Origin of the sequence: Flavobacterium magnesitis, assembly GCF_041729735.1 — a bacterium.
Taxonomy (GTDB): Bacteria; Bacteroidota; Bacteroidia; order Flavobacteriales; family Flavobacteriaceae; genus Flavobacterium; species Flavobacterium magnesitis.
In genome coordinates this window covers 30,618-43,771 of sequence record NZ_JBCFQK010000016.1, presented here as the reverse complement: position 1 = coordinate 43,771, position 13,154 = coordinate 30,618, and the positions used below count along the sequence as shown (strand labels likewise).

Annotated in this window: 8 protein-coding genes; all 8 read right to left on the bottom strand. The window is 34.7% G+C overall.

Annotated features, from left to right (window positions below):
- Positions 1 to 31 precede the first annotated feature (31 nt).
- Positions 32 to 1,150: a vWA domain-containing protein gene (locus AAGV33_RS11480; RefSeq protein WP_373392162.1), complete on the bottom strand. Its 1,119-nt coding sequence runs from the start codon at positions 1,148 to 1,150 to the stop codon at positions 32 to 34.
- A gap of 260 nt (positions 1,151 to 1,410) precedes the next feature.
- Positions 1,411 to 2,316 carry a carbohydrate kinase family protein gene (locus AAGV33_RS11475; RefSeq protein ID WP_373392161.1) on the bottom strand — a complete coding sequence of 302 codons (906 nt, stop codon included), beginning with the start codon at positions 2,314 to 2,316 and terminating at the stop codon, positions 1,411 to 1,413.
- Positions 2,317 to 2,337: 21 nt separating this feature from the next.
- Complete coding sequence (locus tag AAGV33_RS11470; protein ID WP_373392160.1) at positions 2,338 to 3,894, bottom strand: glycoside hydrolase domain-containing protein; 1,557 nt, start codon at positions 3,892 to 3,894, stop codon at positions 2,338 to 2,340.
- 19 nt (positions 3,895 to 3,913) lie between these two features.
- Positions 3,914 to 5,311 carry a DUF4960 domain-containing protein gene (locus AAGV33_RS11465; protein ID WP_373392159.1) on the bottom strand — a complete coding sequence of 466 codons (1,398 nt, stop codon included), beginning with the start codon at positions 5,309 to 5,311 and terminating at the stop codon, positions 3,914 to 3,916.
- A 19-nt stretch (positions 5,312 to 5,330) separates the two neighbouring features.
- The gene (locus tag AAGV33_RS11460; RefSeq protein ID WP_373392158.1) at positions 5,331 to 7,022 is read right to left on the bottom strand and encodes a RagB/SusD family nutrient uptake outer membrane protein; all 1,692 of its coding nucleotides are present in this window, start codon (positions 7,020 to 7,022) and stop codon (positions 5,331 to 5,333) included.
- A gap of 23 nt (positions 7,023 to 7,045) precedes the next feature.
- A complete protein-coding gene (locus AAGV33_RS11455) occupies positions 7,046 to 10,150 on the bottom strand; it encodes a SusC/RagA family TonB-linked outer membrane protein (RefSeq protein WP_373392157.1) in 3,105 nt (1,034 codons plus the stop codon).
- A gap of 25 nt (positions 10,151 to 10,175) precedes the next feature.
- Complete coding sequence (locus AAGV33_RS11450; protein WP_373392156.1) at positions 10,176 to 11,777, bottom strand: glycoside hydrolase family 32 protein; 1,602 nt, start codon at positions 11,775 to 11,777, stop codon at positions 10,176 to 10,178.
- Positions 11,740 to 13,095, bottom strand: coding sequence for a sugar porter family MFS transporter (locus AAGV33_RS11445; protein ID WP_373392155.1), 1,356 nt, complete (start codon positions 13,093 to 13,095; stop codon positions 11,740 to 11,742). Before AAGV33_RS11445 ends, AAGV33_RS11450 begins: the two co-directional genes overlap by 38 nt.
- Between the last annotated feature and the right edge of the window lie 59 nt (positions 13,096 to 13,154).

Genomic DNA, 13,154 nt, shown 5'->3' with positions numbered 1-13,154 from the left:
TAATTTCTGCCTTCTGATTTCTGCCTTCTAATTACTTAATTCTCTTTTTCCGATTCGTTTCATAATCCTCAAAAATCATTTCGCCTAAACCTTTTAAACCAGTGTAAAAAGCTTTTCCCTGATTGGCTTCGGTAAATTTATTGACAAACTTTTGCAAATAAGGATCGCTGGCAATCATAAAAGTCGTGATCGGAATGTGTAGTTTTCTAGCCTGTTGCGCCTGAGTATAGCATTTGTCAACAATATATTCATCAAGTCCGTTGCTGTTCATGTAATAAGAACCATCTCGTTCTCTTACACAACTCGGTTTTCCATCGGTAATCATGAAAATTTGTTTGTTGGTATTTCGCTTTCTTCGAAGTAAATCCATTGCCAATTGCAAACCCGCAACGGTATTCGTATGAAATGGTCCTACTTTTAAATAGGGTAAATCTTTGATCGCAATGGGCCAGGCATCATTTCCAAAAACCAAAATATCTAAAGTATCTTTTGGGTACCTTGTAGTAATTAATTCCGCCAATGCCATAGCTACTTTCTTGGCAGGCGTAATTCGGTCTTCGCCGTACAAAATCATACTATGACTAATATCAATCATCAAAACAGTACTCATTTGGGCTTTGAACTGCGTATCTTCAACAACCAAATCATTTTCGGTTAGCATGAAGTTATCCACGCCATTATTAATTTGGGCATTGCGTAAACTCTCTGTCAAAGAAATTCGTTCTAGGCTGTCGCCAAAATGAAATTCTCTGAATTCACCCGTATGTTCATCGCCATTTCCAGCATGTTTTGTTTTGTGATTGCCGTTTCCAGAACGTTTTAACTTACCAAATATCTGATCTAAGGCTTGTTGCCGTATGGCTCTTTCAGTTTTTGCAGTAATTCCCAGACCTGAAGTTCCATCGTCTTTCACTTCGTCTTTGATGTAACCTTTTTTCTTTAAATCCTCAATAAAGTCATCAATTGTATAGTGTTCATCAGTCAATTTATATTCCTTGTCCAATTCCCGCAACCAATCGATAGCTTCATCAAAATCCCCGGAAGTATGTGTGATTAACTCTTTGAATATCTCAAAAAGTTTATCAAATGGGGATTGATTAGGAGCCTGATACTGTTTAAAATAGAATCCTTTTTTATTGCTCTTTTCCATAGCCATTAAAATTACATTATTTTAAAATGTACTTCAACTGAACAGCTATTAATTTTAAGTTAAAAAGAAATCAATTTAAATGGCAATTTCAATAACAATACCAATAGCAACGCTATAACAATAGTGTATTAAGATTTTAAATTAGTGATGTTCCCCATCAACGTAATACTAGTTTCCTTGTTCCTGAACGAAGGAGTAAAATTCATAAATCACTATTAAAACAAAAGCCTGCAAATGTTTGCAGACTTTTGAATTATAAATTAGACTTTTACTTTAGCCATTAAATTCTCAATAGCTGAAAGAGAAATATCAGGATTGGCTCCTGGTGCCTCAGCGACTAAGGCTCCTATTGCGCAAGCAAAATCAATAGCTGTTTGTGGTGCTTTACCCGTCAATAAGGAAGTAATTAGAGCTGCTAAAAAAGAATCTCCTGCTCCAACTGTATCCGAAACCCTAACAGGATAACCTTCGTTTTTATAAAGTTGCCCTTCCCATAACAATATAGCCCCATGTTTTCCTTTAGTAACACACATAGCAGTAGCTTTAGTTTTTTCAGCGAAAAAAAGCATGTTTTCTTCAAGACTTTCAAAAGGAGAATGCATCTCGGCAGCTATTTCTAATAATTCCTCATCATTGAACTTAATAAAATTGGCTGAATTCATCAATTGTATTAGAATTTCATACGAATAGTGAGGCTTCCTTAAATTAACATCAAAAACCTTATACACATCCATTAGCAGCAACTCTTCAAGTGCTTGTCTTGATACTTGGTCTCTGCAAATTAAACTACCGTAAATCAACACATCAGCTTCTGAAACTAAATTTTTAGCTAAATCATTCAGTACAATTTTATCCCAAGCCGATGGGTATGCAATTTCATAACTAGCCGAACCGCGTTCATTTAAGGTCACATTAACCAATCCTGTTGGAAAATCTTCCGATTTGATAATAGCATCGGTTTCAAGTCCTAAGCTTTTAACTTGATTGATAATGGCTTCCCCATCTTTATCCTTCCCAACACAACTAATCATGGCTACTTCACAACCGAATGTTTTCATTCGCAAAGCCACATTAAGTGGTGCGCCACCAATTTTTTTTTCGTTTTCAAAAACATCCCAAAGCACCTCTCCATAGGCAACTGCCTTAAGGTTTTTTCCGTTATTCATTTCTATTCTGTTTTTTTAATGTTACTCAGGTTGTGTAAGCTGAAGATTGCTAACTGTAGCATTTTGCCCTTCAGCAATAATTCCCCATTTATACTTATCCCTTCCATAAATACGATTAGTCAAAGCTACTTTTCCATTAATATAAAGTACCACTACACTGCCTTCAGTAATTATTTCCACATCGTATTTTGTATTTGCTTGCAATCCAAATGGTATTTTGGTTGTTTCCTGTGAAGCTGAATTGTATCCTATGATGGCTTTTTTTGAAATATCTAAAACAATTTTATAATAACTTTCCGTAGTATTAGTATGGAAAACAAATCCAGTAGTTCCTGTTGTAGTTGTCAAAGTAAGCTCAGTATTTATTTTTGCTCTTTTTCCAACAGGTTTAAAAGTTACCATAGCTTTATTGGTAGTACTACTCAAACTATAACTACCATTATTTACAGTAACACCTCCTGAAGTAGCATCAACCTCAACATTGCTGTTTTTAGAAAAAATATTTTTTACTGCTTGTGGTGCCTGAGTTCCTAAAGTTCCATCTGAATTTTGTGTCAATTCATGAATGACCATATTTCCAGCCCAATCTTTATTGCCTAAATCAGTTTCTGGTGTTTTTCTAGCGTTCCACCCAAAAACATATCTTTTGTTTCCATCAGAAGCTGTTTTTCCAGCATAAAAATATTCTCCATCAATCATATCATTTGTTGGTGTTGTCCAAGGACCATTAATAGAAGTTGCCATTTTATAATGCGTTCCTCTAGTACTACTCCAATTTTCAGAAAACATTAAATACCAATAGTTTCCCATTTTAAAAATATCAGCACATTCCATCATCAAATAATTTTCCTGTGGAGTAGTTGTGTAAAGAGGCGCTTGAACATCCCAGTTTCCTGAAGCTGGATCAGCAGTTGTAAAATGCAACAAAACTGCTTTTCTGCCTGGTTCCGTTTGTGTACTTACCAACATCGAATATTTACTCAACTCTTCATTGTAAAAAACATGTGGATCTCTAAAATCAAAATTATAATATCCCGCAGGTGCTGTAATTTTAAACGAAGGTATTTTTGTCCAATTTTTTAAATCGGGACTTGTAGCACACAATACACTTTCTCTTGCATTTGATTGTAAAAAAGCAGCAATTCCATTGTGTCCTGTATAATAAAAATAATAAAGATTACCCACTTTAACAACAGAACCTGTACCTACTGCAAAATCAGCATCAGCAGTTGTTCCATAAGGAATAACTTGTCCTTCATAGCTGAAATGAGCCAAATCAGTACTTTGGAATTCGTGAATATCATGAAATCCTTTTCCTGCTGGTTTATTTTGCGCATCATGAAGAAAGTAAATATGGAATTTTCCATTGTCAAAAAATGGCATAATATCTCCAGTATAACCCGCACTGTAATATGGTTCACTTTCTGCTTCTATCCACAGTGATGGTGGTACAGGGAAAATATTAGCTATTTCTGACTCTCCACCTGAAATTGAACCTCCAATGTAATTATCATCCTGACTACAAGACACTAACGAAAAGAAAATGGATGCTATTGTAATTATATTTCTATAGTTCATTTTGTTGATTTTAATGAAGTTAATTTTCGGCTAAATAGTTGATACTATTTTGAGTCAAAAGAATAATATTACCTATGAATTCATTGGCTTGACTAGGAACTCCGCTACTATTAGCTTCATTGTACCAATCATAAGCTCCCATCGAGATTACTATTACATTTTTGTCGGTTCCTGTGTTTGGAAATTCAGCAATAGTTACTCTTCCGTCAAGCGAATTATCCCAAGCTTCACTGGCTAAGTTTGTTCCACCAGTTTGGTTTCTCCAGCCTTCTCCGTTTGTGTAGCCTCCCCATTCTGGTAAAAACCACCATGCGGTATGATTCAATCTAAAAGTACCGCTTTGTAATAAATTAGCTTTTCCTGCTTCATAAGTAACCAAACCTTGAAAAATAGGATGATTTTCATGTCCCACAAATGACATTCCCCAGTTATTTCCGTCTACAAATCCGTTTGGAGGAAAATCTCCAAAAACATTATTCGGTCCTTTTCCCGAAGGAACAATTCCTAAAGCATCTACATATTGCGAAGCAAAAGAAGTCAGCAATAAATTTCCTCCATCAGTTCTAAAGTTTTTAAGTGCTGTAGTCACTGCTGGATTAAAAGCCACAGCAGGTAAATTTGTAGCAGAATCAAAATGCCACCAAATGACATTCACATCACTTAAATCAGCACCATTTAAAACACTATCAAAAGAGATGTATTTAGCTCCAGTGAAGTTAGCAAACAACCAATTTGCAGCTGTAATTTCGTCCATATTAGTAATTTCAGCTCTTGTAGCGGCAGTTCCTAAAAAAGCAACAGTCACACCACTAACAGGAACTCCCACGTTAGCAGTATAATTTACCGTTTTACCATTTGCCGTGATTACAAAAGTTACTGAATTAGTAAAATCAATGGTAGTTCCTGATGTTGGCGAAATAGAAACTCCTTCAGTCAATTCTATAACGGGTTGTAATGCCGTTAAATCAGTATTCTCAGGCAATACCATCGTGATGGTTTTACTAACATCATTGATTGTTGCCGCTACATTATTGATTTTAAAACTCTTTATTGGACTTAAAACCGTAACATTTATAGTATAGTCTTTATATAAATTACCATTTATCACTCTAAATTTTACTGCATTTGTAAAATTGATAGTTGAGTTTAAATCCAAATTTGATGTCGATCCTTCTTCTAAAATAATTTCAGGATTTACCGCTGTAACATCAGTACCATAAGGCAACGTTACTGCAATTGTTCCTGTTTTTTGATCGATTGTTCCAGCAACTCCGTTTATCTCAAAGGAAGTTACATTAGAAGGTGAATCGACATCAAGACCATTAGTATCGAAACTTTCTTCGCAGGCAGAAACCATAAAAATCAATGCCAGTATCAAAGACCATTTTGTCCAAGACTTATATATAATTTTTTTCATATTCGTTTTCGTAAATAGATTAATAATCCAGATTTTGTTTGTACAATCCTTGACTGAAATTAATTTGCTTCAACGGAATTGGGCAATATTCTTCCCTATTGGCATCAAAAAAAGCATCTTGATAATAACTGCGTTTTGTTTTTTCTTCAGTATAAAAAGCATTCATCACTTCTTCCGTAACTCCCCAACGAACCAAGTCAAAAAAGCGGCTTCCTTCCATTGCTAATTCTAAACGACGTTCCCAACGCATGGCTTTTCGAGCAAATTCCTGTGTCCAGTTGCAATTAACTCCGTCTACATAAGTATTTATTTTAAAATTACTCACATACGGAAGTCTTCCTGTACTTTGCGCAGCTCTTTCTCTAATTTCATTGATTAATGGTAAAGCTTCTGATTGTCTTCCTAACTCAATCAAGGCTTCAGCACGCATCAAAATCACATCGGCATAACGAATTTGGATTCTGTTTTTTGAATTTCCATAAAAAGGATCAATATTAACTACACAGCTACAATTTGGCGCCACGTTTTCTTTTAAAGAAGCATAATAACCATAAGTTCCCGGAGAACGTACCCAGGCTTCTACATATAAAAATTCTGGATCGTATTTGTATGGTAATCCCGGCATGGCAACAGTATGGTACAATCTAGGATCAACCGTAGTAGCATCTATATTTTTATAATCAAAATCGGCATCATTATAAGTATCAAATTCAGGTAAACCATTAACTCCGGTTTTAAAAGCATTTACTAAGTTTTGACTTGGTTTGTGAAAATCACAACAACCTAAACCTTGAGGAGTCGATAATACATCTGAAAAATTCAATCTTCCGAATAAAGTTCCATCATTATCCGAAAACTGAATGGAAAAGATAGATTCTGCTCCGTTTTCAAAAGTTCCTGGCAAAAAGTTATTTGCAAAATCTGGTTCTAAACTCGCTTTTCCTATTACCTTATCTGTAGCTGCAATTACTTCTTCTAAATGTTGCGTATTTGTTCCTGTAACTGCATAAGTTTCATCCTGAGTATATGCCTGATACAAACGTGTTTTTGCTAAATAAGCATAAGCTGCTTTTTGAGTAGCACGCCCAACTTGCGGTTGTGTTTCAGGCAAATCATTGGCTGCAGCCTGAAAATCTTCGGCAATTTTATTCCAAAGTTCCTCGTTTGAAAATTCTTTGTTCGAAATGGTTTTGTAATCTTCCACTGGAATATCTTCCGTAATATAAGGTACACTTCGGAACATAATTTTTAGCATAAAGTAAAAATGTCCTCTTAAAAAACGCATCTCGGCCATACGTGTTTTTTTCAATGGATAATCTGCTTCCGAAATTTGTTCCAATGCTTTCAAAGCTTTATTGGCTCTTGAAACTCCCACATAACTGATGTACCAAAAATTATCTAATTCGCCAAAATCAGGTCTGATATTATTAGAAACTTCAAAAAAGTGAAAAGTCTGAATATCGTTAGTTCCACTACCTCCTTTATAAGCATCATCAGAACGAACATTTCCAAAAGGCCACAAACTATAAGGTGAATCATAATGATCATTTCCTAATTGTGCATAAGCCGCATTCATAAATCCTTCTATCGATTCTGGAGTAACAATATCTTCTTCTGACAATACGCCACGAGGGTCGTTTTCCAGAAAATCCGAGCAGGAAGCAAATATTCCCAGCACTAAAAATCCAATTATATATACTATCTTTTTCATGTTTTTCGATTTAATCTTTTGTATTAAAATGTAAAATTAAGACCCGCTGTAAAAGTGGTAGGTTGTGGATATCCAAATCCAGCATTTTCAGGATCTACACCTGTGAAATTTTTAGCATCAAGGATTAATAAATTTTGTCCACTGATGTAAAATCTAAAAGTTTCTAAACTTAATTTTTCCAATAACTCTTTTGGAAAACTATATCCAACTTGTAAAACGCGAAGTTTAACATAGTTTCCATTTTCTACGAAATAAGTAGAAAATCTTGATTCGGCATTTCTATCCACTGTTGTTAATGCAGGAATAGTCGAATTTGGATTATCTAAAGACCAAGCATTTAACAAACGAGTTCCTTTGTTTGAACCTACATCGTCAACACTCCAAAAATCAGTTTGATATTTGGTATTATTAATCACATCAACATTTGCTGTTCCTTCCCAAAAAGTTGAAAAATCGAAATTTTTATATCCTAATCCTAAATTAAATCCATAAATCAAACCTGGATTTGGATTTCCTATCCATGTACGATCCTTGTCTGTAATCACTCCGTCTCCATTTAAATCTTTGTAACGAATACGTCCAAGACCTTTTCCTTCCTGATCAGCCCAAAGATCAACTTCGTCCTGACTTTTAAACAAGCCATCAGCAACGTAACCATACATAGAATTTATAGGACGACCTAAAATATTGTCTTCTAAACCATCACCACCATAATTGTTTTTTACTTCATCTGGTAATTGTGTGATTTTATTTTTATTGCCCGAAATATTAGCGGAAATATCATATTTCAATCCAAATGATGTTTCATCATTGTATCCTAAAGAAACTTCCCATCCTTCATTTTCCATCGATGCCCCATTTAACCAACGATTTCCTCCTTCGCCAATTACTCCTAAATAAGGTGGCAAAACCAAAATATCTTCTGTTTTTTTGATGTAATAATCAACCGAACCACTTAATTTTTGGTCGAATAATCCAAAATCCAAACCAATGTTAGTTTGAGTAGTCGTTTCCCATTTCAAATCGTCATTCCCAGCTTGCGTTGCAATAAAACCTGAAGGAAGTAAACCATTTCCATTTCCAGCAATATCATAAGCTGTTCCAAAAGAAGTATTCCATGTAGGATTTCCACCGGCATAACTAGCCAAATAAAGTGAGTAAACAGCGGTATTGCTAATTTCCTGGTTTCCTGTTTGTCCCCATCCTGCTCTTAATTTTAAATCAGAGATAACGGGTGCTTTGTCTTTTATGAAATTTTCATTAGAAATTCTCCAACCTGCGGAAACAGCAGGAAACACTCCAAATTGATTGTTTTTTCCAAAACGAGAAGAACCATCTCTACGAATTGTAGCCGAAAGCAAATAACGATTGTCAAACTCATAATCTGCCTTTCCAAAGTAAGACAATAGTGAATAAGCTGTTGAGGTTCCACCTGTAAATGATTCCCCTGTTCCAGCATCAGGATACATATAATCAGGAGTTTCAATCAAAAAGTCATTTTTACGTAAACTAGTATTGTCAAAAACTTCTTTATACATCTCTGTACCAGCCATCAAATTCAAATTACTTTTCCCAAAATTCAAACTGTAAATTGCGGTATTGGTCCAAGTCCATTTATCACTTACTGAGTTTTCAAGGGTAACCGATGTTTGATCGTTTTGCAAATAACCTGATTGGTAACTTCTTTGTAAAGTACGTTTTTTGAAAAAACCATAATCAATACCAAAACTAGTTTTGATATGTAAATTTTTAACTAGTTCTAAATCGGCATACATGTTTCCAAAAAGACGTAAAAAATCATATTTATTGTCTTTATTGTATTCTAAAAGTCGAACTGGATTTTGTCTGTCATTCATTCCACCTACTGGTCCACCCCAGCCTTTTCCATCAACAGTACGTACTGGAATTATAGGTAATGCACGAAGAGCAGGATCTAAAACACCTGGATCAGTAACTTCATTGGTACGATTGAAGCTGAAATTTTCTCCAATAACTAATTTGCCATCAAAATATTTATAAGAACTATTCATTCTGGCAGTAATTCTTTCAAAATCAGTAGTTTTAACAACACCTTGATTACCATAATAACCCAAAGAAAAAACATAATTTCCTCTTTCTGATGCGTTTGAAACCGATAAATCATAAGAATTAGCTACACCAGTTTGAGAAACTTCATCGTACCAGTTTGTATTAGCAGATTTCAAGGTTTGATTGGCATCTAAATATTCCGGAACCAAAACTTTATTCAATTGAGGCTTGTTATTTACTACAGACCAATCAAATTGGTAACGTAAATTGTTATTGTTTGGATTCAATCCATCGTTAACATTGGCTTGCCAAAGGGCTTGTCCAAATTGATCTGTATTCAAAACACTTAGTTTTCTTGAATAATCAGAAAAAGAAGTATAAGCGTTAAAATTAATCCTCATCTTACCCGCTTTTCCTTTTTTTGTAGTAATAATAATTACTCCATTTGAAGCTCGAGAACCATAAATACTGGCTGACGAAGCATCTTTTAAAACCTGAATCGTTTCAATATCATTCGGATTTAATTCATGCATCCCTGATTTTGTTGGCATTCCATCAATTACATAAAGAGGATCAGTATTATTCAGGGTTCCTACTCCACGAATAACTACTCTAGTATTTCCACCACTTGGTGAACCGTCCGATGAAACTTTAACCCCAGCAATTCTTCCCTGTAATGCTTTAATAGGATTTGGTTCTGGTTGTTTCATAAGATCCTCCATATCAACAACAGCAACAGCTCCTGTAATATCGCCTCTCTTTTGTTTGGAATATCCTGTAACCACAACTTCATTTAGTTTATTGTCATCTACTTGCAATGTTACATTGATTACTTTTTGATTTTTAACTACGATAGATTGTGGCGCAAATCCAATAAAAGAAACTACAATAGTAGCATCTGGATTCATTTTTTGGAAAGAAAAATTTCCATCTAAATCAGTTACTGTACTGGTAGTAGTTCCTGAAATAAGTACAGTTGCTCCTGGTAATGGCATTCCGTCATCAGACGAAATTACCGTTCCTTTAATCCCGCCTTCCTGAGCCGATAATAGCAATACTGGAAAGAAGAAAAACAGAAAATAAATAATTTTACTTTTCATAAGTTAATGGTTTTGGTTTTTAGTTTTAGTTTATATTTAATTGGTTAATTACAAGATTATTCAATTCTATTTCTTGATTTGAAGAAACAGAAAGTTCACTAAACGGTTGGTTTGAGAAAAAGATTTCGGTAATTACTTTTTCGCCATTGTTATAAAAAATTTCAATGGATGTTTTATCCAAAATAATTTTAAAAGCCCCTTCTTTTTGGTTTCCATCTAAAATTGCTTTGGTAATTGTAGCAGCAAATTTTTCAGAGAAGTCAATTTTTCCAGATTTTGAACGATCGACAAACAAATAATGATCTGAATTATTGATTCCGAAAGTCAAAGATTCTCCAACAGCATTAGAAAGCGTAAAAGTGTAAGTGTCTTGTTGTAGATTTTTTAAATCAAAATTGATAATTGCTTTAGCCAAATCTATTTTACCAGCTGTTACAAGAGGCAATTTCCCTTTTCCCTTTAATGACTTTTCTTTAATAGTTTTAGAAATGTATTTGTTGATTTCTTTTACTGGATTGCTAACCAAATTGTATTCATTTCCTTTTTTCACTAACTGAATTTCACGTGCAACAGTCATGCTTCCTCTCCAGGCAAATGTTGGAACTTGTTGTGCATAATCCCAATTAGACATCCATCCAATAAATAATTTTCTACCGTCTTGACTTGGAATGTTATCCCAAGTTACTCCAGCATAATTATCCTTTCCATAATCTAACCAAACCGCTTTTTGCTGTTCAGTTCTTTGCGTAAAATTAGTATCCAAAGTAAATGTTGTTCCATCAAAATCTCCAATGAAATATTGCGTTCCCGAACCTCCGTTAGCTCCTCCAGGATTCAAACTCTGAATTAAAACCCATTTGGTTTCATCAGCACCTTCCACTTTCATCTGAAAAAAGTCAGGACATTCCCAAACGCCTCCATGAGCACCAATATTTTTTCCAAACTCAGATAGATATTCCCAGTTTTTTAGATTTGTAGATTTGTAAAACTGCGCTCTATCCTGCGCTGCTAAAACCATTACCCATTGTTTGTGTGTTTCATCCCAGGTTACTTTTGGATCACGAAAATCACGAATTCCAGGGTTTTTCACAACAGGATTTCCTTCCTCAAATTTCTGCCATGTAAAACCATTGTCATTCGAAAAAGCCATATCCTGCTGTTCCACATCAATTTTGTTTTCTTTTTCCTTTGTCATATCATGCAAAGTATAAATAGCCACAATTGGAGCTTTTTTTCCAGTACCTAATCCTGAAGTATTATTAACATCCACTACAGCACTTCCTGAAAAAATGTATTTGTCTTTATCTGGGTAAATTGCAATGGGCTGTTCTTCCCATTTAATCATGTCTTTACTAGTGGCATGTCCCCAGTGCATTGGTCCCCATTTATTTCCATCAGGATAATATTGATAATACAAATGATATTGTCCATCAGCATAAAACATTCCGTTAGGATCGTTCATCCAACCTTTTTTTGGTGTATAATGAAAATTAGGACGGTACATTTGTTCCTCAGTAGTTGTGGTAACAGCAGTAGTTTGTGCCACAGTTGAAATTGGCTTACAACCTCCTATTGAAAGTAGTGCAGCACTACAAAGTACTAGCGGTAGATGTTTCTTTGATTTCATTTTTGGTATTTTTATTAGTTAGATTTTCGCTTAAAGTTTCTAAAGAGATTCCTTTAGTTTCGGGCATCATAAATATTACGAATAACAGCTGGAATACCATCATGATGGTAAAGATTAAGAAAACAGTTTCTGGACCAATTTCTGAAAACAACATTGGAATTAAAGAGGGAATAATTGCTGCTAAAACCCAGTGGACTGAACTTCCAAAAGCCTGTCCTGATGCACGAATGTGATTTGGAAAAATTTCGGAAATAAAAACCCAGATTACAGCACCCTGACCAATGGCGTGTGAAGCAATAAACAAGAAAAGGAAAGTTGGCACCGATAATCCTCCCCAACCATAATAAAAAGAAGCAGAAACTAATCCAAGAGAAATAATATATCCAACAGAACCAATGTACATTAACAACTTTCTTCCTAATCTGTCAATTAATGCAACACCAATTAAAGTAAATATAAGATTTGTAATCCCGATTCCGATACTGCTTAATAAAGCGGTATTTTGTCCTAAGCCTGCTTCTTCAAAAATTCTAGGTGCATAATACAAGAATGCATTGATTCCAGAAAATTGATTAAAAAAGGCAATTAAAAAAGCTAATATTAATGGGAAACGGTATTTTTTCATGAAAATATTTTCATGTTTGGTAACTCCATTTTCTCTTGAATCGTCCATGATATCGCTCAATTTTGCTGACGGATCAATTTGGAATAACACTTTGCGTGCTTCTTCATCGCGATTTTTAGACAACAACCATCTTGGACTTTCTGGAATGGTAAGTATGCAAAGAATATAAATAATTGATGGAAAAGCCTGAACTCCTACCATCCATCTCCATGCATTTTCTCCAATATCTTTTAAAAAATAATTAGAAATAAATGCAATCAAAATTCCCAAAACAATATTAAACTGATATAGGGCAACTAATCGTCCACGCTTATCCGCTGGAGCAATTTCTGAAACATAAGCTGGAGCAGCAATAGTTGAAGCCCCTACTCCCAAACCTCCAATAAATCGAAAGGCAGCAAATACATAAGGATCATTTGCAAAAGCAGCACCAATTGCCGAAACAAAATATAAAATACCAATCCAAAATAATGTCTTTTTACGACCTATCTTATTAGTGGGTATTCCACCAAAAATGGCTCCTATAACTGTTCCCCAAAGTGCCATTGCCATAACAACAGATCCATGAAAAGCATCAGATGAATGCCAAAGTAGCTGTAATTGTTTATCAGCTCCAGAAATAACTACGGTATCAAAACCGAATAGAAAACCTGCCAGTGCAGCAGTAACAGACCAAAGTAATATCTTATTCATTGTACATGTATTAAAAACTTATCGCTAAGGTATCTGTAAAAAAAACAACTTATTTTTAA

Excerpts from the sequence above, each read along its gene's own strand:
- AAGV33_RS11480 (WP_373392162.1), bottom strand. The coding sequence starts at position 1,150 with ATGGAAAAGAGCAATAAAAAAGGATTCTATTTTAAACAGTATCAGGCT.
- AAGV33_RS11470 (WP_373392160.1), bottom strand. The coding sequence starts at position 3,894 with ATGAACTATAGAAATATAATTACAATAGCATCCATTTTCTTTTCGTTA.
- AAGV33_RS11455 (WP_373392157.1), bottom strand. The coding sequence starts at position 10,150 with ATGAAAAGTAAAATTATTTATTTTCTGTTTTTCTTCTTTCCAGTATTG.
- AAGV33_RS11460 (WP_373392158.1), bottom strand. The coding sequence starts at position 7,022 with ATGAAAAAGATAGTATATATAATTGGATTTTTAGTGCTGGGAATATTT.
- AAGV33_RS11465 (WP_373392159.1), bottom strand. The coding sequence starts at position 5,311 with ATGAAAAAAATTATATATAAGTCTTGGACAAAATGGTCTTTGATACTG.
- AAGV33_RS11445 (WP_373392155.1), bottom strand. The coding sequence starts at position 13,095 with ATGAATAAGATATTACTTTGGTCTGTTACTGCTGCACTGGCAGGTTTT.
- AAGV33_RS11450 (WP_373392156.1), bottom strand. The coding sequence starts at position 11,777 with ATGAAATCAAAGAAACATCTACCGCTAGTACTTTGTAGTGCTGCACTA.
- AAGV33_RS11475 (WP_373392161.1), bottom strand. The coding sequence starts at position 2,316 with ATGAATAACGGAAAAAACCTTAAGGCAGTTGCCTATGGAGAGGTGCTT.